29 protein-coding genes and 2 pseudogenes are annotated in these 24,067 nt (G+C 44.4%); 25 read left to right on the top strand and 6 right to left on the bottom strand.

From position 1 onward, the window contains the following. The first annotated feature begins 33 nt into the window (after positions 1-33). The 12 genes and pseudogenes from AC58UU_RS32280 to AC58UU_RS32335 form a co-directional block, all read left to right on the top strand. Positions 34-783 (top strand): SDR family oxidoreductase, encoded by a 750-nt coding sequence (locus tag AC58UU_RS32280; RefSeq protein ID WP_497321652.1) that lies wholly within the window; start codon positions 34-36, stop codon positions 781-783. A gap of 933 nt (positions 784-1,716) precedes the next feature. Beyond that, positions 1,717-2,019, top strand: a complete 303-nt coding sequence (locus AC58UU_RS32285; protein WP_497321653.1) for a peroxiredoxin-like family protein — start codon at positions 1,717-1,719, stop codon at positions 2,017-2,019. A 449-nt stretch (positions 2,020-2,468) separates the two neighbouring features. Continuing rightward, entirely contained in the window at positions 2,469-3,131 is a 663-nt protein-coding gene (locus AC58UU_RS32290; RefSeq protein ID WP_171646010.1) for an NAD(P)H-dependent oxidoreductase, read from the top strand. Positions 3,132-3,599: 468 nt separating this feature from the next. Continuing rightward, on the top strand, positions 3,600-4,238 hold the full coding sequence (locus AC58UU_RS32295) for an FMN-dependent NADH-azoreductase (protein ID WP_171646011.1): 639 nt from the start codon (positions 3,600-3,602) through the stop codon (positions 4,236-4,238). A gap of 587 nt (positions 4,239-4,825) precedes the next feature. Continuing rightward, positions 4,826-5,215, top strand: a complete 390-nt coding sequence (locus tag AC58UU_RS32300; RefSeq protein ID WP_497321654.1) for a DsrE family protein — start codon at positions 4,826-4,828, stop codon at positions 5,213-5,215. 336 nt (positions 5,216-5,551) lie between these two features. Further along, positions 5,552-5,932 carry a hypothetical protein gene (locus tag AC58UU_RS32305; protein WP_497321722.1) on the top strand — a complete coding sequence of 127 codons (381 nt, stop codon included), beginning with the start codon at positions 5,552-5,554 and terminating at the stop codon, positions 5,930-5,932. A 57-nt stretch (positions 5,933-5,989) separates the two neighbouring features. Then, complete coding sequence (locus AC58UU_RS32310; protein WP_497321655.1) at positions 5,990-6,226, top strand: glutaredoxin family protein; 237 nt, start codon at positions 5,990-5,992, stop codon at positions 6,224-6,226. Continuing rightward, positions 6,219-6,917, top strand: a complete 699-nt coding sequence (locus AC58UU_RS32315; protein WP_497321656.1) for a Crp/Fnr family transcriptional regulator — start codon at positions 6,219-6,221, stop codon at positions 6,915-6,917. The genes AC58UU_RS32310 and AC58UU_RS32315 overlap by 8 nt, the downstream gene beginning before the upstream one ends. A 518-nt stretch (positions 6,918-7,435) precedes the next feature. Beyond that, positions 7,436-8,026, top strand: a complete 591-nt coding sequence (locus tag AC58UU_RS32320; protein ID WP_497321657.1) for a YhgE/Pip domain-containing protein — start codon at positions 7,436-7,438, stop codon at positions 8,024-8,026. A 6-nt stretch (positions 8,027-8,032) separates the two neighbouring features. Next, the gene (locus AC58UU_RS32325; protein ID WP_171643134.1) at positions 8,033-8,323 is read left to right on the top strand and encodes a hypothetical protein; all 291 of its coding nucleotides are present in this window, start codon (positions 8,033-8,035) and stop codon (positions 8,321-8,323) included. A 45-nt stretch (positions 8,324-8,368) separates the two neighbouring features. After that, the gene (locus AC58UU_RS32330; RefSeq protein WP_497321723.1) at positions 8,369-8,668 is read left to right on the top strand and encodes a hypothetical protein; all 300 of its coding nucleotides are present in this window, start codon (positions 8,369-8,371) and stop codon (positions 8,666-8,668) included. Next, positions 8,583-9,089: pseudogene (locus AC58UU_RS32335) on the top strand (group II intron maturase-specific domain-containing protein); the annotation flags it as partial. The gene AC58UU_RS32330 and the pseudogene AC58UU_RS32335, both read left to right, overlap by 86 nt. A 113-nt stretch (positions 9,090-9,202) precedes the next feature. Here AC58UU_RS32335 and AC58UU_RS32340 read toward each other — a convergent pair. From AC58UU_RS32340 to AC58UU_RS32350, 3 genes are all read right to left on the bottom strand, one after another. Beyond that, entirely contained in the window at positions 9,203-9,853 is a 651-nt protein-coding gene (locus AC58UU_RS32340) for an FMN-dependent NADH-azoreductase (RefSeq protein WP_497321658.1), read from the bottom strand. A gap of 238 nt (positions 9,854-10,091) precedes the next feature. Further along, positions 10,092-11,024: a DMT family transporter gene (locus tag AC58UU_RS32345; protein WP_497321659.1), complete on the bottom strand. Its 933-nt coding sequence runs from the start codon at positions 11,022-11,024 to the stop codon at positions 10,092-10,094. 421 nt (positions 11,025-11,445) lie between these two features. Further along, on the bottom strand, positions 11,446-12,045 hold the full coding sequence (locus tag AC58UU_RS32350) for a nitroreductase family protein (protein WP_497321715.1): 600 nt from the start codon (positions 12,043-12,045) through the stop codon (positions 11,446-11,448). A 243-nt stretch (positions 12,046-12,288) separates the two neighbouring features. Between AC58UU_RS32350 and AC58UU_RS32355 the strand changes: the two genes are divergently transcribed. The 8 genes and pseudogenes from AC58UU_RS32355 (at position 12,289) to AC58UU_RS32390 (ending at position 18,076) form a co-directional block, all read left to right on the top strand. After that, positions 12,289-12,519 (top strand): ArsR/SmtB family transcription factor, encoded by a 231-nt coding sequence (locus AC58UU_RS32355; RefSeq protein WP_497321716.1) that lies wholly within the window; start codon positions 12,289-12,291, stop codon positions 12,517-12,519. 400 nt (positions 12,520-12,919) lie between these two features. Continuing rightward, positions 12,920-14,401, top strand: coding sequence for a spore germination protein (locus AC58UU_RS32360; RefSeq protein ID WP_497321660.1), 1,482 nt, complete (start codon positions 12,920-12,922; stop codon positions 14,399-14,401). A gap of 20 nt (positions 14,402-14,421) precedes the next feature. After that, entirely contained in the window at positions 14,422-15,513 is a 1,092-nt protein-coding gene (locus tag AC58UU_RS32365; protein ID WP_497321661.1) for a Ger(x)C family spore germination protein, read from the top strand. Positions 15,514-15,552: 39 nt separating this feature from the next. Beyond that, the gene (locus AC58UU_RS32370) at positions 15,553-16,650 is read left to right on the top strand and encodes a GerAB/ArcD/ProY family transporter (RefSeq protein ID WP_497321662.1); all 1,098 of its coding nucleotides are present in this window, start codon (positions 15,553-15,555) and stop codon (positions 16,648-16,650) included. A gap of 117 nt (positions 16,651-16,767) precedes the next feature. Next, the gene (locus AC58UU_RS32375; RefSeq protein ID WP_497321663.1) at positions 16,768-17,130 is read left to right on the top strand and encodes a hypothetical protein; all 363 of its coding nucleotides are present in this window, start codon (positions 16,768-16,770) and stop codon (positions 17,128-17,130) included. Positions 17,131-17,151: 21 nt separating this feature from the next. After that, a pseudogene (locus AC58UU_RS32380) lies at positions 17,152-17,358 on the top strand (IS3 family transposase); the annotation flags it as partial. A 160-nt stretch (positions 17,359-17,518) separates the two neighbouring features. Then, positions 17,519-17,716 carry an MmcB family DNA repair protein gene (locus AC58UU_RS32385; RefSeq protein ID WP_497321664.1) on the top strand — a complete coding sequence of 66 codons (198 nt, stop codon included), beginning with the start codon at positions 17,519-17,521 and terminating at the stop codon, positions 17,714-17,716. A gap of 234 nt (positions 17,717-17,950) precedes the next feature. Continuing rightward, positions 17,951-18,076: a hypothetical protein gene (locus AC58UU_RS32390; RefSeq protein ID WP_497321665.1), complete on the top strand. Its 126-nt coding sequence runs from the start codon at positions 17,951-17,953 to the stop codon at positions 18,074-18,076. A gap of 53 nt (positions 18,077-18,129) precedes the next feature. Here AC58UU_RS32390 and AC58UU_RS32395 read toward each other — a convergent pair whose 3' ends face one another. From AC58UU_RS32395 to AC58UU_RS32405, 3 genes are all read right to left on the bottom strand, one after another. Next, positions 18,130-18,357, bottom strand: a complete 228-nt coding sequence (locus tag AC58UU_RS32395; protein WP_497321724.1) for a hypothetical protein — start codon at positions 18,355-18,357, stop codon at positions 18,130-18,132. Between the two features lies 1 nt (position 18,358). Beyond that, positions 18,359-19,060, bottom strand: coding sequence for a Crp/Fnr family transcriptional regulator (locus AC58UU_RS32400; protein ID WP_497321666.1), 702 nt, complete (start codon positions 19,058-19,060; stop codon positions 18,359-18,361). A gap of 147 nt (positions 19,061-19,207) precedes the next feature. Continuing rightward, a complete protein-coding gene (locus tag AC58UU_RS32405) occupies positions 19,208-20,647 on the bottom strand; it encodes a redoxin domain-containing protein (RefSeq protein WP_497321667.1) in 1,440 nt (479 codons plus the stop codon). 281 nt (positions 20,648-20,928) lie between these two features. Between AC58UU_RS32405 and AC58UU_RS32410 the strand changes: the two genes are divergently transcribed. The 5 genes from AC58UU_RS32410 to AC58UU_RS32430 all read left to right on the top strand — a co-directional run bounded on the left by AC58UU_RS32410 (position 20,929) and on the right by AC58UU_RS32430 (position 23,973). After that, positions 20,929-21,579 (top strand): peroxiredoxin-like family protein, encoded by a 651-nt coding sequence (locus AC58UU_RS32410; RefSeq protein WP_497321668.1) that lies wholly within the window; start codon positions 20,929-20,931, stop codon positions 21,577-21,579. A gap of 260 nt (positions 21,580-21,839) precedes the next feature. Further along, positions 21,840-22,043, top strand: a complete 204-nt coding sequence (locus AC58UU_RS32415) for a hypothetical protein (RefSeq protein ID WP_497321669.1) — start codon at positions 21,840-21,842, stop codon at positions 22,041-22,043. A gap of 36 nt (positions 22,044-22,079) precedes the next feature. Beyond that, positions 22,080-22,400 carry a hypothetical protein gene (locus tag AC58UU_RS32420; protein ID WP_497321670.1) on the top strand — a complete coding sequence of 107 codons (321 nt, stop codon included), beginning with the start codon at positions 22,080-22,082 and terminating at the stop codon, positions 22,398-22,400. Positions 22,401-22,524: 124 nt separating this feature from the next. Further along, positions 22,525-23,760: an MFS transporter gene (locus AC58UU_RS32425; protein WP_171643147.1), complete on the top strand. Its 1,236-nt coding sequence runs from the start codon at positions 22,525-22,527 to the stop codon at positions 23,758-23,760. Positions 23,761-23,763: 3 nt separating this feature from the next. Next, positions 23,764-23,973, top strand: coding sequence for a winged helix DNA-binding protein (locus AC58UU_RS32430; protein ID WP_497321671.1), 210 nt, complete (start codon positions 23,764-23,766; stop codon positions 23,971-23,973). Positions 23,974-24,067: the final 94 nt, after the last annotated feature.

Genomic DNA, 24,067 nt, shown 5'->3' on the forward strand with positions numbered 1-24,067 from the left:
AGCAGATACGGGCTAAAATCCAGGAGGAAACTCATGAAAATTGTAGTGATCGGCGGCAGCGGACTTATCGGCAAAGGACTCGTACAGAACCTGAACAATCTCGGGCATGAAGCGGTGGTGGCTTCCCCGTCCCTGGGCGTCAACTCGGTAACGGGCGAAGGGCTGGCTGCGGCGCTGGCCGGCGCGCAAGCCGTCGTCGACGTCACCAACTCGCCTTCGTTCGAAGAGCAAGCGGTGCTGACGTTCTTCGAAACGTCGACCAAGAATCTGCTGGCCGAGGCGGCGAACGCGGGCGTGCAGCACTATATCGCCCTATCGATCGTCGGCACGGACCGTTCGCCCGGAAATGCTTATTTCAACGCCAAGGTCTCCCAAGAGAAGCTGATCCAAGCTTCCACGATTCCTTACACGATCGTCAGAGCGACGCAGTTCTTCGAATTTGCCGGCACCATCGCCTATACGGCGACGGAAGGTCAAACCGTCCGTTTGCCGTCCGCCGCCATGCAGCCGATTGCGGCCGCGGATGTGAGCGCGGCTTTGGCCGAATACGCGCTGGCGGAGCCCGTGAACGGCATTGTCGACCTGGCCGGACCCGAGAAGATCGGGATGGACGAGTTCGTCCGCCAATCCTTGAAGGCGGTTGGGGATAATCGCGAGGTCGTCACGGACAACGAGGCAGGCTACTTCGGCGGGCAAGTGGACGATAGCGCGCTCGTTCCTGCGGACGACAGCAAAGCGCGTATTGCGCCGACCCGTTTGGCGGATTGGCTCGCGCGCTCCTGATTGCAATATCTGGGAGACATATGGAATATCATGAGCAGGCTGCCAAATAGGCAGCCTGTTTTACTCTAACGGAGAACATTTGGGTAACCTTTAATGAAAAGCACGTACGAAGTTTGTTGAAGTCCCTCGGTACAATTTAATTTTCTCACGAATGCTCGCTTATTCGCAGGATTCCGCCCCTTTTATAGGGGGGGGGAGTCAGGAAGTTCGATCCGTTTAAAAACGTTGGCGACATGAGGGCGTACTGAAATAGAGGGGGAGGTTGTCGCCCCAGACATTTCCAGATACTGCACGCATTCTCCACGCCTTCCTTGGAGTTTTCACTCCCATGTCTCAACGGGTCATTGCCCTCTCATTCGTTACGCCTGTCCAAGGGGTGAAGGCCGGTCTTGCTATCGTTATGGGTCAGTGCCCTTTGGTTCAATGTATCCGGTACTCCGTGCTTTCTTTTTGAAATCCTGCGAATAAGCCAATCTACGTGCAACGCAATGGTTGTTTAAGCAGCTTGCTGAAGAGGCAGTGTTTTATGAGGGATGTACGCCTGACCGGTACGTGCCATACCAACTAAAATTCGGGCGAGTTTACCACATAGCTTCATAATCTTAATTGAGCGATTTTCTCCTGCCATCCAGGACAAAATAAAATTGACTGATAACTCAATGGTACTTGGCGGTTTAGTTTACAGATAAACATGCCAACCATCGGCATCTGTCATCTACATTACATTGTTCTGCCGTTTTACACAATTTCAAAAATAAAATGGAGAACTGTAAACTACATTACAGAACTCCGATTTTTTTAGAATTATAATTAAGCTACATTCGATATTGGAGGTTTCAGAACGATGAGTAAAATTTAACCGAATAACTGGAAGCGGCCACACAGCAGTTTAAGGCCAATGCACCGATTGAAGCGCAGATCAAGATCGGTCAAATGATTGAGGAACTTCAGAAATCGGGGATCGCTTCCGGGAAGCAACCAGGCGAGAAGACGATGGACTTTAAATTAACAAACGCACTAGGCCGGGATGTAGTTTTATTTGAAGAGATCGCGAAAGGGCCGGTTGTGCTGGTCTTCTATCGTGGCGGATGGTGTCCTTATTGCAATATGCAATTACAGGCTTACCAGCAGGTATTGCCGGAAATCCAGGCGATAGGAGCGCAGCTTATAGCGATTAGCCCGCAAAAGCCGGATCATTCGTTATCCCTTCAGGAAAAGGAAGGATTGGAATTTTAAGTCCTTAGCGATCCGAACGGCTTGGTAACGGCCAAGTACAATCTGCTCTTCGATGTTCGGCAGGAGTAAGGGAACTCATGGAAGGTATCGGAGTCGATCTTGCGGAGTACAACAAACCTCGAAATGGGTTTTGCCGGTTCCGGCTACTTTCATGATTGATGAAAGTGCCATTGTTCGCTTCTCCTATGTCAATCCGAATTTCATGCAGCGTCAAAGCCCGGAGGAAATTCTGCGAGAGCTAAAAAAACTGTAACGATTTTTGCATCATACATTTGTGAGCAGAATAATCGATTATGGTAAAAACAAGTCTGAAGAAGCGATGCTTAGTATTGGATATCCGTGGGCGGAGCGAGCGGCTGAAGCAGATTAATGAGGCAGACGCAGGCGGCTGTTGTACATGGGGCAGCTATGCATCTATATTAAATGTTAGTTAAGAAGGAGAATATAACATGACAATGACCAAGGAAGAAATTTTGAAAGCTTATCGTTTTCGGCATGCTAGCAAGGCATTTGATGCCAACAAAAAGATTTCGGATGAAGATTTTCACTTTATTTTGGAGACAGGAAGACTGTCTCCAAGTTCATTTGGCTTCGAGCCGTGGAAGTTTGTCGTGATCCAGAATGCAGCTCTTCGCGAAAAATTGAAACCTGTATCTGGCGGTGCCACGGGACAACTGCCCACTGCCAGCCATTTTGTAGTTATATTGGCCAGAAGAGAAGAAGGCTTACGGCCTGACTCGGTTCACGTGAACAAAATGTGGAAAGACATTCATCATATGCCTGAAGAAGTTGTGCAAGATTGGTACGATTTCTACAAATTCTTCGTCGAAACAGAACTCGAAGATAATGACCGTCTCATTTTTGAATGGTCAATCAGACAAACCTATATAGCATTGGGAAACATGATGACAGCCGCGGCTCAAATCGGTATTGATTCCTGTCCGATCGAAGGTTTTGATAAAAAGCAGTTGACCGCTATTTTACAAAATGAGGGTATCATTAACGGCGACGATTTCGGTGTAGCCTGTATGGTCGCTTTCGGATATCGTCAAAAGGATCCCAAACGTCCACAAACAAGACAACATCTCGATGAGATTGTTGAGTGGCGATAAACTTAAGATGATATTTCTCGGCATCAGGGGACATGTTTCGCTAACAGGTGCTCAAGTTTAAGAATGGGGTTGCTGCGGGTGCGGCAACTCCTTTTTTATGGTGCTAACGGGTAGGATTCTTTGGGGGATTGTGAAAAACCATTTTAGTACAAGAATGTAACGGCCGCTCACAAAAAATGCCTGAGCCGTCGTCAGTGACGGTCATTATAATATCTTCGCCAATTCTGACGGCTGAGATCTCAATGCGCCCCCTGTTAGCTTTTCGTATTTATCCCGTGCGTGAGGGCGTTCTTATGTTGTCAAGAATAACAATGGAGTCATCCCAATTCTACCCATGGCGACAAAAAGACCTGACACAATAAAGAAGCTGCTTTAAGATTGGCTGCAAAATATAACAACACTAAAAGAAAGAAAATGCCATTTATTTGGGATTTCATCAATTTAAGAAAAGGGAGCGTTTGATTTAACATGGCACAAGTTCTATACATTACTGCTAATCCAAAATCAATTGAAAACTCAGTTGGTCATCGAGTAGGACAAGCTTTTCTTAAAGCTTATTGCGAAACTCATGCAAATGATGAGATTCAGGAAATAAATTTATATGAAGAGGAATTTCCAATCGTAGATCGCGATATCCTTAACAGTTGGGAGAAAATGCGTCGAGGGGGAATGCCATTTTCAGAGTTGAGTCAAGTCGAGCAGCAAAAAATCAATGCTTTAAATCAATTTATAGATCGAGTAACGAGCGCTGATAAATACGTATTTGTATCTCCTATGTGGAACTGGAGTATTCCACCACGATTAAAAGAATTTATCGATTCCATTGTGGTGGCCGGAAAAACATTTCATTACACCGAAAATGGTCCTGTCGGACATTTAATGGATAAAAAAGCCATTCATATTCAAGTTAGCGGCGGTATTTATTCGCAAGGACCTTTAACGAAATTGGATCATAGTCACCCGTATTTAAAACAAGTGCTTAACATCATAGGTATTCATAATCTAGAAGTATTATATGTGGAAGGACATGATTTTGACCGAGAGCGAGCAGATGAAATTATTCGCAAGGGTATATCGGATGCAGAAAAGCATGCGATGACTTTTTAATCACGATGTCGATTTCGCCCCCCAGCTCGTGGCGCTGTTTCCGAGTCGGAGCACTGCTCGTCGTCGTCGGCCAGAAGGGATTTTTCGAACGGGAAATGGTAAATGGCCCTACTTTGCACGACGGAGCCGGTCTCGCTTCCATTAGATGATCCAGTCCGGATGATCCTCATGGTGCTTGGCTTGTTCATTGGATAATTGACGACAACCATGGACTGAACTAATAGGTAACGATAGTATCATGAAGAGCAGGCTGCCGGCATTTCCGGGAGCCTGCTCAACTATCGGACAGTATTATTTAGGAACAATCTTATCTGAGATTACAAAGTAGTGGTTTTACTCAAGCGGATAATCATAGCGAATGAAACCCTTGTAATTGGCAACCTTGTCATAGATCAAACGAGCTGTGGTATTGTCTTGACGAGTATGCGTGTTCAGCTTCATATACCGACTCCAGGGCTAGAATGATGAGCCATGTTATTTTACTGCGGGAAACCCATATCTATACATAAGGCACAACCCGAAAAATCACATCCGTAATGTGAAATATTTCGCAGAAGGATTCGTCTCATTCCGGTTATGATAAACACATGAAATACAAATCACAAAAACAAGGAGTGTTCATCATGAAAAAAGTAGCTATTATCGTACACGCCACGGAGAATGAAGGGGGAAGAGTGTCTCATGCCCTGCTGTATGGCCAAGAGCTGCACGAGGCTAATTTCGATGTCAAAATTTATTTCGACGGCCAAGGTACGACCTGGGTCAAAACGCTGGAGGATCCATCCCACATGTTCAATCCCCTTTACAAAGCCGCTAAAGGGCAGGGCCTCATCGCCGGAGTTTGCAATTTCTGCGCGAACGTTTTCGGCGTGACCGAGGATGCCAAATCCGCCGGCCTCCCGACTTTCGCCGAAGTTGAAGGACACCTCAGCATAACGAAATTGATTGCGGACGATTACCAAATCATCACCCTTTAATTTCGAAGCGGCGTAAACACCGTTTGACAACAGGAAGATGGGCTGGTCAAGACACCTTGATCAGCCCGTTTTCGCTTTCGCTTGACTCTCTCCCGTTTCGGCCATCATACCGCAGGAGTTGTTTAAAATGTGCTCCTTACCAACTAAATAGTTAGAATACAGTCATGGAGAGCAGAAAAAATCAAATCATTTCGTTGGCGTTCAAGCTGATTCAAGAAAAAGGCTTTGTTGACATGAGCTACGACGATTTATCGAAGCCGCTTGGCGTGACCAAAGCGAGCATTCATTACCATTTCGAAAAAAAGGAGGACTTAGGAGCCGCAATCCTGAGAGCGAATGATGGAGCGCTTGGAACAGCTGTTGCTTCGTATCGCTTCATTACCGCCCGAAGAGAGGCTGGAGCATTATTTTTCCGATCGGTTGTCTTGCTTCGGAATGCAGGATATATGTCCTCTATCTTCCCTGCAAGCGGATTTCGAATCGCTGCCTGTGGCGCTGCAGCACAAAGTAAAAGAAGTGAGCGAAAAGGAACTTTTTATCCTGATCCAAATTCTTAAAGCGATTCAGGAAGAAGGCGGCATCGACTCTGCAGCGGAAATCGAACCGCTTGCGATCATGATATTGGCAGGCGGTAAAGGAATTTTGCAATATCAGCGGGTATTCGGAAGGAAATTATCCCCTGTTTTTTTCAAACAAATCAATCGGCTTATTCAGTAGCCCGGCCGTGACTGGCCGGTTCTTATGACCTCAGCGGGAGCAAGGGGGGAGATGGAAATGAAGAATGTCGTATTGTATGGAGCCGATCATTGCGCCGCATGCGCCGAAGCCATAAAGTTCTTTCAACAGGAAGGAATTCCTTACCAATACAAGAGTGTCGGAACCGACAAGAAGGCTTTCGCCGAAATGCTTCGTCTCGGCGGTATCGCGACGCCGTTCATCGTAGCCGGTACGCACGTATTTCATTCGTTTGACCGCCAGAAATTGAAGGAGGCATTGAAACCGCATGGATAAGCTTTGGTATATATCGAGAATCAGCATTTTTGACTCTCTCTCTCCGGAGGATTTTAAGGAAATCGATATGATGGCTCCGATTTCCCATTTTAATGCAGTTCCCAAAGGCACGCTTATCCAAACTCCTGAACATCATCGCGACGGCTTGTTTTTCGTAAAAACAGGCAAGCTCCGGATGTACAAAGTGAACGCAGAAGGCAAGCAGTTTACGGCTGCGATCCTGGGGAGCGGCAATATGTTCGGCGAAATCGACTCCTTATCGTTCGGAACGCACGACATGTACATCGAAACGATCGAAGAGACTTTGATCTGCTCCGTTCTGCGCGAGCATTTCGAAAAGTTCCTCCTGAAAAGACCGGAGCTGGCCATGCGATTTCTGAAGGTTTTAAGCAATCAGCTGAAGGAGAAAGAGGAGCTACTTGAAAAGCTGGCCATCGGTAATATCGAAGATCGCGTGCTGCATTTGCTGCTTAAATTATCCGAGCAGTTCGGCACGGAAAACGACGGCTTCGTCAAAATCGATTTTCCTTTGACCCACCAAGAAATTGCCAATATGATCGGCGTAACGCGCGAATCGGTGACCACGATTTTGAAGGACTTGTCCCAAAAAGGCATCCTTGAAACCGGTCGAATGCAGATCTCGGTTCATTCGCAAAAAATCAGTGCATACTTGAATCATGCTGAGTTTTAACAATAACGAGCGATTACAGGCAAAACGAAACGGCCTCAATCCCATGGAATTCAGGACAAAGGCCGTTTAACCGCATTTTATTTTTTCTACTGTCTACTTGACGGGGGCAGTTTAAAACTGTTGATGCGTTTTTATTGATCCACGGAGCACACTAACCCTTGATCGTTTTGTTGTCAATTATGTAGTTAATGAAGGTGATAAGCTCGGATTTAATCACGCTTCCTCGAAATGATTCAGTTTTCTCACTCAGTCTCATGAATTCGCAGGATTTCACCCTTGGCTAAGTGTGAGAGAAGAAGATACACGAAGGAGATGATGGCTTGGGCAGTATACAGGGCAGGCATGAACAGAGGTGAAGAATGAACACCTAATTTGTTCCATATCTTGCACGTCTAAAATACTGTCCGATTCACCAAATAAAACTGGTTGATGCCTGTCCAAATTGCGATAATAGCATTCCTTGTTTATTAAGCGATAAGATGCTTGGGGCTCCGTTTACTTGCGAATGTGGACATAAAATGGCAAATATTACCGGAACCGACGCGAATTTCGGCCGCGACCTGTCGGAGTGCCTGCTGAATGCCGTGCCGCCGGGAGGAGAATGGCGGGCGCTGGTCTGGCGTGTCGTTTCTTCGGAGGAAGCGGCCATTGAGGCGATGAACCGCCAAGAGGCCTCCGCCGCGCTCGTCATTCCTGCGGACTTCTCGAAGAAGGTGGCGAGCCTGCTCTCGCCCGATCCGCAGTCCACCTCCGCCGTACTGTACGTTAACCAGGGCATGAATTACAACGGCGCGACGATGGCGAGCGGCATCGTGACCCAAATGCTCAGCGGCACGAACGCGCAGCTTCGCGAACGGCTGCTAGCGCAAGCTGGGCCAGGTGGTACACTAACGCCCTTGCAGACGAACGCACTCGCCGAGCCGATTATGGTTTTGAGCCGCAGCGTGAATACCGTCGGTCCGAACAGCTCGAACGGCAACGCACCCGTCGTGCTGACGCAGCTCGCCTGGTTCGCCGCGATGGTCTCGACGATGATGCTCTTCGTAACGGCGAACAGGGCGACCGCAAACGGGTTCCGCCTGCATCGCTTCGGCATCCGCGTATCCTAAATCCTGATGGGCATGGCTGCGCTCAGTATTCTCTGGATCGCCGGCCAAATGTTCGGCCTGCATATTCCGGACTACGAGGCCATCGGCTGGTACTTATTGTTCGTCTGTTTCGTGTTCTTCCTGGTCCAGACGACCGTCGTCAGCTGGCTGGGCGTCGCGGGCATGCTGCTCTTCGTGCTGGTCTTCTTCTTCGAGACACCGTTGCTCGGGGTACCGCCGGAGCTGCTTCCGGCATTCAGCCGCCGCTTCCTGTACGACTGGCTGCCGCTCCGGTTCGCGTTTAACATATTTCCTTAAAGTAAAAGCAAAGACCACCGGAAATCCGGTGGTCTTTGCATATCATTGTGTAGAGTTTCGAGGAATATTTTCTTCAAGTATTGTAACAGCAAGTTGAACAGACAGGCGTTATGTCTTAACGACGCCTTCCTTGGCAAGCTCGCTTATCACGCCACTGATCGCTTCGCGGTTAGCACCGAGCATATTGGCAATCTCTTGATGGGAAAGAGGCAGGTCGATCAGGGCATATCCGTTTTAAATGACGCCGAATTTGTCGCTCAGTGTGGAAAGGAGATGGAGAACGCGTTTTCTAAGACCATACCAACCGACGACCAAAAAACGTTGCAGCTTTACATGGAACAATGACCCTAAGATTCGAATTGCTTCGCAGAAAGTGAAAACGAAATTTAGGGAGATTACCTCGCGGAAAAGACCACTTTCGTTGGAGCAACGAATTAAAGAACTGAATCAATACCTGACTGGATGGTGTGGTTACTTTGCTTTAGCGGATACACCATCCATCTTTCAAGGACTAGACGAGTGGATACGGAGACGTCTGCGAATGTGTCTCTGGAAACAATGGAAGAAACCTAAAACCAAAGTAAAAAGGCTTCTATCTTTAGGAGTTCCTAAAGATAAAGCCTTCGAATCGGGAAATACCCGAAAGGGATATTGGCGTGTAGCTTGTAGTCCAATTCTTCACAAATCACTGGATAACCAATACTGGAAAACCAATGGATTGAAGAATTTATCAGATAGATACAAATTCTTACGGAATATTTCGTGAACCGCCGTATACCGAACGGTATATACGGTGGTGTGAGAGGTCGGGAGTTAATCTCTCCCTCCTACTCGATTATCTTCGACTATAGCGATGGTCACAAATGGCATTAGACACGGCTAGACAGTTACTTTCTTTGCCAGACGCGCTGCCGCTTCTTGAGCCTCATTTTTTGCTTTATCCAACACGTCCGCTTTGTCAAGCTTGCTTGTACCTTGAGCTCGGATAATTTGGTAATCCTCTATGCCGAGGAAGTTAAACATAGATATGAGGTACTTGTGTGAGAATTCGTTATCTGTATACCAATCGTTATTCGTGTAGATAGCGCCACTTCCTTGAATCACGAGTAGACTACGTCCGTCAGTTAGTAAACCTACTCCGTTTCCATTTTTTGTATATTTGAAGGTTTCGCGGGCAATCATGATGTTATCCATGTAATCCTTAAGCCGGGAGGGAATATTGAAGTTGTGAAGCGGCATGATGATCACGTATTTTTTCGCGCTCTTGAATTGGTGCAAAATTTCGTTCATTTTGCTGGTAACGCGGTTCTCTTCGTTCGTCAACTCTCCACCCGATTCAAATTTCTCCCAAGCGCTCAGAACGGTGCTGTTTATTTCCGGAATTTCTTCACCATAAAGATCAATTTGCTCAATCAATTCGTTCGGATTCATCTTGCGGTAGTTCTCAATAAAATATTTGCCGACTTCAAGACTAACTGAATCAGGGGCATCAACATTGGCATGCGCATTGATAACAAGTAATTTTTCCATTTTTCCACTCCTAAATTTGTTTAAATGGCGACATGATTATTCGCCGATAAATTTCAACTCCAATATACTGCAATGCATGTACCAAGTCTTAGAATGCAAACCTTCAATTAAGTTACGGCTTTCATTAGAAAACCTGATTAAGGTTTGGATCAACGGCCAAACAAAGTGTTCAAAGTTACGGTAATAGGGCAGATAGAGCCAGACTGTTGCAAACCGGAATTGAAGATGGTCACGGATTTTAAATTGTTTCCTTTAGGCCTAGCTGTTGAGCTACGGGAGCGCTAATCTGTGATACCTGTTTCCGTTTTATTGCAATCAATAACATACCGGCAATCGTCATGAGTCCCCCGAGCATCTGCGACATCTCCAAAGCATGCCCCAAGATAACTGAAATAATTGCTGTAAAGACAGGAATCAGATTCATCGTTATGCCGGCCTTGCTCGCACCTAGTATCTTAACTCCTTGATTCCAAAAGATAAACGAACCGACTGACGGGAACACCCCCATGTATATAACCCCTACGATCCCCAAAGAAGTGATTTTGTCGGAGTGAATCGGCTGGAAAAATAAAAAAGGAATCATCAGAATAGCACCGACCAGCGCAATCATCGCAACCAATGTCACAGGCGGAATACCTTTTGCTTTTTTTAGAAGCAATGAATAAGCAGTCCAACATAAGACGGCCAATAGCATGATCGCATCGCCCTCGTTAAACTGAGTATGAAACAACTGCAGCAGGTTGCCTTTCGTCAACACAATCAGAACACCAATAAACGAGGTGATTAATCCAATGAACTGAAAGGCACTTACTTTTTCTCTCAGGAAAATCAACGAAAAGAGCATAATCAAGCCAGGCGCAAGGGTAGTAAATAGAGCGCTGTTCGTCGCAGATGTGAACTGCAATGAAGCATACGAGAGATAAGTGTAGAGCACAATGGATAAAGTAGCTAGCAAAATGATCAACACCCAGTTATTCCTCCATATTTGATTCCATGAAGGCTTCTCAATAAATTGGGCAATGGGAATAAGAAGAATCAGTCCGACGACCCACCTTAGAAAGACTGTCCATTCAGCAGGTAATTCAGCTACAATCAATTTTCCAAAAATGATATTACCGGCCCAAAACAGATTAGCCCCGATCAGAAATGTCCATGCCTTATATTTCAACATATTTTTCACCTTCACTTTTTTTTGTTTTGCAGCCCATCGAATTCTTTAAAAGGGGTTTTTGGGTTTCTTTGTTGAAGCTCTCACCCGAGATGACTTTGTTATCAGTAATCACAGCGAACGATTCGGGTTCGCCTAGGGAAAAGGGAAAATTTCAAGGTCAGTTCCAAAAGTCTTCAGGCTACAACTATCTCAGAATCTGGAGTCCCGAACGAACAATGACTCTGCACTATTTACTTCGAACTATATAGTGAAGAATATCAGTACACTCAATATAACGCTTATTGACGAATTGACGTTCACAGCTTCATCATGTCTATTTTCGGGAATTGGCCGAGCTAGCGCGGATATCCTTATTTATATAAAATGGGATATCATGTTATTAAAGAAAGAGACTGTCATTGAGACAGCCTCAAGGTTAAGTTTATTTAAAAACTTTTATACGTTCTTGTACCGGATTAAATTTCTTTTCACCTGCTGCGGCAGACGGTTTACCGAACGGCATTTGGGCAATCAGTTTCCAGCTTTCCGGCAACTTCCATTCTGCTTTTACCCGTTCATCAATCAATGGATTGTAATGCTGTAGGTTTACACCCAGCCCTTCAGCCTCCAGCGCCATCCAGATCACCAATTGGTGCATTCCATTTGTATGCTGTGACCAAATCGGGAAGTGTTCTTGATAAGATGGATATTGTTTCATAAAACTATCAATAATTGACTGATCTTCAAAGAAAAGCACTGTACCGTATCCGTTCCGAAATCCGTTCATTTTTTCCTGAGTAGAAGAAAATTGTTCGGCAGGAATGTCTGCTTTGAGAATTTCGGTCGTAATATCCCATAACTTGTTATGTTGTTCACCCAAGAGCAGAACAACGCGGGTAGTTTGATTGTTAAACGCCGATGGTGTATGTTTAACAGTTTCCTCGATTATTTCTTGGATACTTTGATCCGAAATTGGTGATTCTTTGCTAATTCCATAAATGGAGCGCCGTTCGCGTAGTGCAGTGAATAAATCTTTCTCCAAGGTTTCCATGATACATCTCCTTACCATATTTTTCGATTTTCAATCTTCCATGTTCCTGTGTCCACGGGACATAAATTTATTATAACCACTACAAAAAAAAAGTTATGTGAAGTAAATTACATACTTGAATTGATCTTAGTGTGCAAGTGAAACTTAGTTTTAATTTAATTAGGGAACAGGAGCGATTAAAACAATACGTCACATGGTTTTTCGCTGTCAAGGGCTGCACGACGGCGCCGGATCATCGAGCTATTGGCAACTCACGCTTTGGAAATTTACGGACATTTTCAGATCAGCGCTCCTGCGGTGTCGCAGCATCTCAAGGTGCTGCTCGAGGCGAACGTCGTCACGATGGAGAAGCAGGCGAAGCAGCGCATCTATCGACTAAATCCGGTGGCGATTTCCGAAGTGGAAGAGTGGACCAGAAGGTATCGATTAATGTGGAGCCGCAAGTTTGAAAAGTTGTACATGTAGAATGACGGAGTCTCCGTAGTAGTCCGAGGGCGGGAAAGCCGGTCATACGGCGAAGGGAGACAATTTAAGTGGTTTGCTTGGCTCATTAACTGACCATAGTGAGGTGAAGACCTTTGATAATCAGTGAAATGCAAAGCAAACTGGCGACATGGTCAACAGAAAGCAAAGAACGAAAATTTGACCGACTTCTACGACTTATTGCTACGCTTTTTCCCGTAGCCACCGCCAGTACCCATCCAACGGCCTGACTGAACGACGTACAGATCAATGCTCGCCGACCTTGATCAGTCGAAATTTTTTGTGATTCCACCCATATGTATAAAAAAAGAGTTTTTTCCACAAAATAGCATGGCCCTATAAAGAATATTTGGATACTTTATCTAGAAAGGATTTATTCGCAATGAATACAGAATTTAAAAACCTCGATCAATTATTAAAATTATCCGGACAATCGAGTGACTTTAAGAAAACAGTGATTTTACTTGGTAAACAAGAAGTGAGTATTTTCTATTATAGTACCTTAATCGATGCGAAGTGGATGCAGCAACATTTGATTCTTGTGTTGCAAAATCGCTCATTGGATTCCGAAATCAAGGAAATTGAGGATATTAAGGCCTGGCTTCCCATTAATGATATAGAGATTACCGACGATTTAACAAATATTCAATTCAAACTGCTGAAAGGTTATGCGATCGTTCAACTTCATGAAAACGATCAAAAGTGTGCATTGGTTAATTTAGCCGACAATCATGGATTGCGAGAAAACAATGATACAGAAAACGAGTTTAGCGTCGTCGGCCCTAAAGTCGGTTTCGTAGAGGACCTAGATACAAACATCGGTTTGCTAAGAACACAAATCAATATCCCAAACTTGATTATAAAAGAAATCATCGTTGGTACAACTTCAAAAACAAAAGTCGCAATAATTTATATCGATGGGGTGACAAATGAACAGTATATTCAAACTGTTGAACAAAGGCTTACTGATATTGATTACGATTTCGTGTTTGATTCGTCCTTACTGGACCAAATGATGTCAGACAATTCTTTGACGCCATTTCCATTGTTTGTATCCACGGAACGCAGAGACCGAGTGGTGTATTCACTTATTAGCGGGCAAGTCGCGGTCATTAGCGACGGATCACCTTATATTATTACGGGACCCTCTACATTGTTTGATTTTTTTATTTCTGCGGAAGATTATTATTTGCCATGGATATTAGGTTCTTTTTTTCGAGTGATTCGAATCTTTGGTGTCATTTTTTCGCTGTTTACTACGTCAATGTATGTTGCGATAACCACATATCATTATGAAGTCATTCCAAAAGATTTGCTTAGTCCCCTTATTTTTTCCAGACAAAACGTTCCATTTCCTCCCTTCTTTGAAGTGCTTTTTTTAGAAATAACCATTGAATTTCTTCGGGAAGCAGGGGCCAGATTACCAACAAAAATTGGACAAACCTTAGGTATTGTCGGAGGAATTGTTATCGGTCAAGCTGCGGTCGCAGCAGCTTTAACAAGTAATATTTTACTAATTCTTGTCGCGCTATCGGCTTTAGCCTCATTTACGACACCGATATATAAGATGTCAAATACGATACGATTTTTACGCTTTCCTTTCATCATTCTGTCAGCGATATGGGGGGAAATTGGCATATTTATCGGGGTGGGTTTTCTGTTCATCCATATTATTCGTATAAAATCATTAGGCTCTCCTTACGCTGTTCCGATTTTTCCTTTTAGGATTATGTCTTTTAAAGACAGTTTTATACGTTCATCTTTTCAAATTCTGAATAAAAGACCTCAACATTTAAGAACAAAATCTTCAGTTAAGTATTCGCCTAAACCAGTTAAACAGAAAAATGACTTAGATGAAGAATAAATTATGGAAAGCGGGCCATTATGCATAGGAGGAAAATTTTTCTGGTTATCATTTTGTGTGCAGTTTTATCGGCTTGTGCCGATCAAAAAATTGTGAATCAGATTTGTCTTGCCCATGTAATTACCTTTGATACCGTTGCGAATGGCATAAAAAGCGCTGTTCTAATTTCTCACTTTAAAGAAAAGGGAAAAACAGAACTAGAACTTTTACATACGGAATCCAACTCTAATATTGGCGCTCTGCCACTACTAAATACGCGGACAAATGATCCCCTTGAAAGGGCACAGCTAAGGATGGTGTTATTCGGAAAAACGCGTGCAGAAAAAGGGACTGGGACTGTAATCCATCATTTTCTCCGCGATCCTAAAATTCCATCACGGCTTCAGCTTGGAGTCGTGGATCGGGACGCTTCGGAACTGTTGGAAATCATCAAAACAAACAATGAACCGTTTTTTTTATCGGATATGATTGAGCAAAACATGAGAAACGGAAATTTACCGTTGATGAACCTTCATGTATCCTTGTTTAATTATTATGGTGAAGGACGAGACATGTTTTTACCGTATTTTAAAATAGATAACGGAGAAGTAAAAATCGATGGTCTGGCTTTATTTAGAAGTGATAAAAAGATAACCGAAATTAGCATGAAGGACGCTTTCTTATTAAAAATGCTTATTCAGAATTCGAAGAATGGAAACTACAAGGTTCCAGTTGCAGGAAAGGCATCAAACAAACAGGGTGATGAAGATTTTATTTTATTGAGAAGCATGCATTCAAAGGCAAACTATATTGTGAACAATGTTAATCCAATCCCTTCTATTTCAATTCGGTTGAAATTGGTGACGGAACTTCAGAATGTCCCGGATTGGGTGGATTTGAGATCAGAAGAGCAGCTTACACAGCTTGAAAAAACGATGGGTTCTTATTTTAAAAAAGAAATTGAAAAATTCCTTTCACTATTGAAAGAAAATAAGGTTGATCCAGTCGGCTTGGGCGCCTTAGTAAGAAGTCGGTCTAAGAATTGGAGTGCCCAAGATTTTGAAAAAATTTATCAAGTAATAAAAATAACAGTAAGTGTTCAGGTTAAAATTGCTAATACTGGTAATGCTTGAACGATGTCTGGAAGTACAGTTTAGGGAGGTGTTTCGTAAATGAAAAATGCTGTTGACGAAAAATACTTAATATCTCCCTTCTTAATTGTTCCTCTAATGTATGTGAGTATGGTCGGGGTCGGAGTTCTGAATTTCCAACGTGAAGTGGCTGAACATGCCGGATATAATGCTTATATTTCTGTTGTTTTAGTGGGGATTAGCATTCATTTAATCTTATGGATGATTTATAAAATTTTCAGTTCTAATAAAGAAGGTCTAGATGTAACTGCAATCAACAATACATGTTTCGGGAAAATTGCAGGGAACATAATCAATTTTGCAATCGTTCTTTATTTTTTTTTCGGAGCTTATATTGAATTCAAAGCCAATATTGAAGTTATTCAAGTCTGGGTGTTTCCATCAATGAAAATTTTACCCATAAGCACCCTTTTGGTGTCGTTTATATACTATACCGTATCAGGCGGGTTTCGGTCCGTTACCGGACTAAGTTTTTTGGGATTCCTAATGGCACTCATTTTTATTATTCCAGAGAATATGTTAGTTTTTCCGTATACACATCCGGAAAACTTGATGCCTCTTTTTAACCATTCAATAACCGACATATTGCTCTCTTCTAAAAGCATGCTATATCAATTCCTGGGATTTGAAGCTCTTCTACTCTTTTACCCATTCATTAAATCACCGGTAAAATCTCAAAAATGGGCACATTTGATGGTATTTTTTGTTACATTATTGTATTTGATGATAATAATCATAACGTTTATGTATTTCAGTGAAGGGCAGCTGCGCGAAATCTCTTGGCCAACGCTTAATATGCTCAAGATTATTGAGGGACCTGTGTTCCAGAGAGTAGAATATCTAGCGATTTCATTGTGGTTGCTAAAAAATTTATCAGGCATATCTTTAAGCTTATGGGCGGCATGCCGTGGAATGAAAAACGTTTTTCAGATCAAACCGCGTGCGAGCTTGCTTACTTTTCTGGTCGGATTTCTGATATTAGAGTGTTTTCTGAAGGACCGTAGCATATTTCGATGGATGGCCGAGTTTTATTCAGACATCGGACTTTATTTTATTTATGGATATATCCCGATTTTGTTCGTAATCACGCAGGTAAGGAAAAATTGGAATAAAGGGTAGTAGTAGCACAGCTGATACCACCCGCAAACGAATGGATTATAATGCAGCTAGGTTGTTTAGTAAATAGTTACAAACGGGGCAAGGCTTCTGATCATCCTTTGAACTGTGATCCGTAAGATGGACACTTTGAAAAAAGTGCCCCTCTTGCGGGTCATTTGTGTGGCTTTTAAAGTCGCTACAGTACGGGCGTATCTCACTGGTCAACCGCCGATGGAGATCTTCTTGGAGTCAGGCTTTCATCTAGATGCCATTGGACATGACAAACCAAAGAAGTGTCTGTTGCGTTGGCGTCAGGTATTCACCGCTCGAGGTGAGGAAGGGCTGCTTGAAGAAATGCGAGGTAAACAAGCCACTGGCAGGAGGAATGCTGGTGTTAAGGTGAGTGTAAGCGGCTATTACCGTTGGTGCAACATCGAGGCAGAGCGTCAGATCAGAGAGGCTGCGGACGAACGTGAGGTACAGCTTCCAAGCACACTTTAAGCAGTAAACGGCAAAGCCGGTGCGCTGGTAATTAAAATGTGGCTTGAACGCCATAATGGGATTGTTATGAACAATAAAAAGATCCGCCGTTTAATGAAACAATTCGGTCTTATAGCGACCCTTCGTCAGGCTAACCCCTACCGTAAGATGGCAAAAGCTACGCAAGAACATCTAACGTGTGAGAACCTAACTAGCCAAAGACTTGAGAAAGTCATTTTTAGATATTGAAGAAAAGATGTGAGAAATTAGAGTGGAGCAGGATGGAATATAACAAGAAATCCGGAAGTTACAGAAGTCATCCCCTCGAACCTTCATTGATGCTGTAGAAACTCGGAATGCATTGTCCGTCCTTGAACTTAAAACACACGGAGAACTCCAAGACCGGGCTTTGAAGTGGCTATATAACCTGGGCCACATTGTAGCAAATGAAGTGGAGTTACCGAATGGGAGAAGGTGCGATGTCATCGGGTACGATGAGTCGGGAAGGATCATTATCATCGAGGTAAAAGCATCCGTCTCTGATTTTCGTAACGATGAGAAGGGCGTAGTTACCTTGAATTCTGTGACGTTTTTTATTTTCTGTTGAGAGATCCCGTTTCCGTTAATTTATTCTACAAACAACAGGATTCAATGAATGTAGGGCTTTTTTTGGAGCAAAACAGTTTGTATATAGTGTGGCTGATTCATCTGAGCATGCTCCAAAAGAACGTGAATTGATTTATAACGCAATTCATAAGCACTTAACCCGAAGGTATGTATATAGCCATTGAGCTTTCTGGTGCTTGATGAAAACCATTTCCAATTGATAGGCGTGAAGGAAATGAAAGAGCTAATTTCTGGATTAGATTCTTTCTTACAAGTAACGTTGGATGGATATCACTATCTTGAATGTATTGAGCAAGGTAATGCAGAAACAATACTTGAGAAGCCGAACAATATCGCTTAAATTAATTTCATTACATTCTAAAACGAACGTTCGCAATCTTCAAATAGAATCCGTTAATTAAGCGAAAAGCTGCCAGATTCTGCCGGCAGACCTGGTTGAGTTTTACCTTTTATCAAAGTGATTGGATGCATTATGCCAAGTACCTTCCCGTGATCGACTGCTCCGCATGGATGATCTGCGAAGGCGTGCCCTCGAACACCACCTGTCGACCCTTGCTGCCTCCGTCCGGTCCCATATCGATGATCCAGCAAAGACCACCGGAACTCCGGTGATCTTTGCATATCAATGTGTAGAGTTTCGAGGAATATTTTCTTCAAGTATTGTAACAGCAAGTTGAACAGACAGGCGTGATGTCTTAACGACACCCTCCTTGGCAAGCTCGCTCATCACGCCACTGACCGCTTCGCGGCTAGCACAGAGCATATTGGCAATCTCTTGATGGGAAAGAGGCAGATCGATCAGGGCATATCCGTCTTGAATGACGCCGAATTTGGCGCTCAGTGTGGAAAGGAGATGGAGCACGCGTTTTCTAAGATCATGAAGCGCAAGCTGTTCCAATTGCTCCTCCCGCTCCTTTAACCGGTCACTGAGTGCTTTAAGAAATTTGAGCGCGAGCTGAGGCCGATTGATCATCAGCCGTTCGAACTGAGGCTCGGACATGGTGCAAAGAAGCGACGATTCCATCGTTTCAATATAAACCCCCTTGGTTCCGAACGAGAATGAATTTAACTCTCCGAATATATTTCCTCTTGTGAGAATGCCAAGCGTGAACTGTTTTCCGCTGTCGTTCAGTTTATAGAGTCTAAGCTTGCCCTCCTTGATGAAATAGAGTCCCTCGCGCGTGGACTCCGGGGTTTGGACCAATGTGTTTTTTGTGATCCAATTGAAATGATGGATGGTATCTAGCTGATCGATCTCTCTAATTTCTTCTCGTGACATTTCTTCAAAAATACTTATTTGCGATAAATACCAGAGCTTGTTCATCAGATATATCGCTCCTCCAAAATAATGTTGGCAAAGTCATTGGCGTTCGTTGCAATAACATTATTGCAACGAACGGACTATTTTTAAGGCTTCGGATGGTTCCATCCGCGTTCTATGGTTTAAATCTGAAGCACCTGCTATGACGGTTCATTTTTTATCGATAATATATGTGGCTGTGACAGGAAGCTCAAAAGTATGGTCACCGTTATATTGATGTAGCTCAATACCAGATCTTTTCTGAATGGCTTGCATAAAGTCAGGCAGCTTGTATTTAAGATTGTAGTTTTCCGCAGTTTTGTTGTTCGTATCGCTAAGGACGAAGAAGCTCAGTTCATGTTTTTCTTTCATGGAAAGCGAATGATCCGGTGTTTGCGGGCTAATGGCAATCAATTGAGCACCGGCAGCTTTAATCTCATTCATGATGCGCTCATAGGCCTTCAATTGCAAATTGCAGTACGGACACCATTCACCCCGATAGAACACGATAATGACGGGGCCCTTGGCTAGTTCTTCAGATAATGTGACGGGTTTGCCCGTAGCATCTTCTAGGGTAAAATCGGGAGCCTTATCTCCGATATTCAGTCCTTTGCCTGCACCTTGATCTCGAAGGTCCTGAATCAATCTGGCAAATGTCGCCGCGGCATCTGGCGACATATTACGGTTTTGTGCCTGGAGTGCATCAAATTCATCTTTTAAGCTTCTTTCCCATTTAAAAACACTGTCCTGGACCATAAGCGAAATCGATTTTTGAATTGGCGGAAATTCAAATCCTAAAGATGCTGCTCTGGCATTCAATATCTTCCAAGTATAAGGAAACATGGCGTAGGGGGATAAAGTTTGTTCTTCATGTCCGCCTACATGAAACAGCGGGGTCGTATTCAAGCATTCCCCTATCTCATAACAGAGTTCTTGGATGCTTAAGTAACCGGTATTCGCCGCATTGATTGGTCCGACAAAATCGGATTTGGCTCCGATAAAATTAAGAAATTCGGCCGCATCCCACGCTGTCACATAAGTAATAGGATGCTCGGCTTCCAACACGCCGATAGATTTATGTTCAGCAACATGCCTCACATAGTAATCAAAACGGCCTGTATAATCGTCGGTTCCCGATACGACCATGGCTACGCGAACCGCAACGACGGGAAATGTCGCATTCCGGAAGAAATAGGCTTCGGCTTGGCGTTTTCCTTCGGCATAATCATATTTCTGAGCGTCTAAATCATAGCTGTATAGTTCCGGCATGAAATCGTCTTCGGTAATTTCGGTATCTTTACTGTTATAAACCGCCATACTTGAGGTTAATACATACCGCTTAACGCGGTTTCCAAACACTTCCAGGGCAATTTTGGCATCTTGAGGATTAAAGCAGATTTGATCGTAGACGACATCATAATAACAATTGCCGAACGCTTCCATCATGGCATCTTGATTCGTCCGGTCCACCTTTATTCGGGTCACGGCGTCGTCAAAATCATCTGGTGTCTGACCTCTTGTTGCAATGGTCACATCGTGGCCATCCCCGAGTAATAAATGGACTAACCGGCGACCGAAAAACGCTGTTCCTCCTAAAACGAGTATCTTCATCCATATTCTCCTTTCACGTTTGCATTCTTATTTTTTAATTAGAGAATTTTCTCCCGCCAGGAAAAAGATGCGGTTAATTGATAACCCATTGTCCATGGCAGGCTCCCTGATTCTTGCAGATTAACATGCCGGCCGAATCGGTTTCAGTAATCTACTTTACATTGTTCTTCCGAATTTCGTATTTCAAACTATGATGGAGAACTGTAATCTACTTCACTGAACTCCGCTTTAATTTGAATTTATAATCAAGCTATCCATTCGATATTGGAGGTTTCAGAACGATGAGCAACCAAAATTTAACCGAACAGCTGGAAGCGGCCACTCAGCAGTTTAAGGCCAATTCACCGATTGAAGCGCAGATCAAGATCGGTCAAATGATTGAGGAACTTCAGAAATCGGGGATCGCTTCCGGGAAGCAACCAGGCGAAAAGGCGGTGGATTTTAAATTAACAAACGCACTAGGCCGGGATGTAATTTTATTTGAAGAGCTCGCGAAAGGACCGGTTGTGCTGGTCTTCTATCGCGGAGGATGGTGTCCTTTTTGCAATATGCAATTAAAGGCTTACCAGCAGATATTACCGGAAATACAGGCGATAGGAGCGCAGCTTATAGCGATTAGCCCACAAAAGCCGGATCACTCGTTATCCCTTCAGGAGAAGGAAGGATTGGAATTTCAAGTCCTTAGCGATCCGAACGGCTTGGTAACGGCCAAGTACAATCTGCTCTTCGATGTTCCGCTGGGAGTAAGGGAACTCATGGAAGGTATTGGACTCGATCTTGCGGAGTACAACAATACCTCGAAATGGGTTTTGCCGATTCCGGCTACATTCATGATTGATGAGAGCGCCATTATTCGCTCCTCCTATGTCAATCCGAATTTCATGCAGCGTCAAAGCCCGGAAGAAATTTTGCGAGAGCTAAAAAAGCTGTAACGTTTTTTGCATCATTCGTGCCTTACGATAAGACCTGACATATCCATATATGCTGGTGATACGGGAGAAGCTTGTATGGCTGGGTTCAGCGACAATCGGAGCGGGCAGGCGCACGAGCAGGGCTGTATTCCCTGGTCGTGCGTTTAAATAGCCCACAAAGACCGCAGACGTCCAGCGTCCTCAAGCGAACATTTTGTTGATACAGAGGGGATAGAGGAGTGGAAAATAATTCTCAACCTCAGGCCATAAACGTCGAAAAATTGCTACGTCATTGGCTGGGTGCTATGAAGTTCCGATTCACGGTTGCCATTTCCGGAACAGCGAGCGATTTTGCTTCATTTGATGCCGGTTCCGGCGTCAGGACGCCGATCGAAATTGTATGTCACATATCGCAATTGTTACAAAACTGCTGTTCAGCGATTGCCGGTTCGCCGCGCGTATGGCTTGAATCTAAAGGTTGGTAGGAAGAAGCGGAGCGATTTTATAAAATAGTCGAACAATTGGATCAAGCCATCTTGCAATTTATTCCGGAGCAAATCATTGTCGAAAAGCTTGTTCATGGACCGTTAGCGGACGCGACCAGCCATATCGGCCAATTGACGCTGCTTCGCAGATTGTCAGGAAGTCCGGTTGCGTACATCAATTATTCGCAAACAACGATTTATGGGTGGATGGCTAAGGCAGACGGACATAGATTCCTGTGTTGGCTCTCAAGCAGCGTATACGGCTTGAAGAGGTCAATGCGTGGGCGGAGCGAGTGGCTGAAGCGGATTAATGAGGCAGATGGAGGCAGCTATCGACCGCGTAATGGCCGTGATTGACTCCGGAGAGATTGCCCCTTATTGGGCAAAGTAATGATAGAGGACCGGTACGGCGAATGCCATCCGGTCCTCAGTAAAAAGAAAGCAATAAAATCATCATCCAATTAATGAGAGGTCGTTCTCTATGAAAAAAATGTTATGGGTCATCTTCATGATGTCCACAGGAACTTCTTTTACGGCGCCTTTATTTCCGTTGTATCAGGAGCAGTACCGATTAAGCAGTCTACAAATCACCATTTTATTCGCTATGTATGCGATCTTCCTGCTGCCCACTTTGCTCATTGTCGGCTCCAGAGGAAGCGGTTGGGGGCTGAAGCGGGTTCTTCGCATCAGCATCCTGTTGTCGATCCTGGCCACGCTTCTCTTTATGGCAAGCCATCAGGCCTGGCTCGTTTACGGGGCGAGAATGCTGGAAGGAATCGCTTATGGAAGCTTTACGGGCACCGCAGTCGCGTTCTTGTTGAAGCATACGTCCAAAGAGAAAGCGGGCAAGGCGATTCTGTTATCGGGTATGGCCGTTTCCGTTGGTTTCGGTCTAGGACCTGCCTTGGCCGGTTTGATCATCGAGTATCTGCATCTGATGCCTCTGCGCGCACCGTTTTGGCTTTTGACTGTTCTGTTGCTGAGCGCTTGGGTCAGTCTGGAAACGTTGCAGGACGAGGATTTTCAAGCTCGGAAGGAACGCCGTCGAGCGACATCGATCTCGCTCGGGGTGTCTAACGACATTAAGCCTCATTTCTGGTCGTTTAGTGCGCTACCCGTTTTCACGCTTTTTACCTTGAACGGAACCGTTCTCTCCTTGATTCCTTCGTTCGTGAAAAACGTGATTCACACTTCCAACCTTGCCGTGTCCGGTCTCCTGATTCTACTACTTATGGGGGGCGGCACGATGATGCAAATGCTGCCTTGGTTCAAACAGCCGGTCGTACGCCTTCGGATCGGTATCGCTTTATTGGCTTGCGGAGCCTGGCTTGTCGTTCTCTCCGGGACGTCGGGAAGCATAAGCCTAATGTGGATCGGGGTGCTCGTTCAGGCGCTGGGCAGCGGTTGGACGTTCCAGATTAGCTTGCGACTGGCCGGCGAGCTTCCGAATGCATCGGAGCGGCCGAAGGTGATAACGACTTATTACTTTGCGGGTTACATCGGATTTATTGTTCCCATCGTGGGAGTCGGTCTACTAAGCTACTTATTTGACTTGTACGTGTCTCTGATCGTCCTGAATGTTCTCGCTTCCCTGGTGGTTCTCTACATATTGGGTTATTCCGTAAGGTTTGCTCGGTACTATGCCACCAGAAACGGAACGCAAGCTCAGGCGGAAGGTCTTACATCCAAGGTGGGTTCGCAGACCTTGCCATCCTGACGTATGAGGCTAATTCGTCGGGAACGTTCGAAGGAAGATGAAAGAGTAGTTATGATCAAGCTTACAAACACAGGTACAGCATTGAAGGGAAAGGCGTTATGTATTCCCTTATCACTACTCTCAGCCAGCGGCATGTCGACAGATGAACTGAGGACATTGAACGAAACCATCAATCATTTATCGGACAATGATATTCGTGTTAGCGGTAAATAAAGATGTATTGTTCTCAAGCTCGAAATTAACGCTACTTGTACATCTTTACCCCAATAAATTGTTTGCAATATTATTTTATATAATCTAAATAAGG

Source organism: Paenibacillus sp. JT22N1, assembly GCF_059692155.1.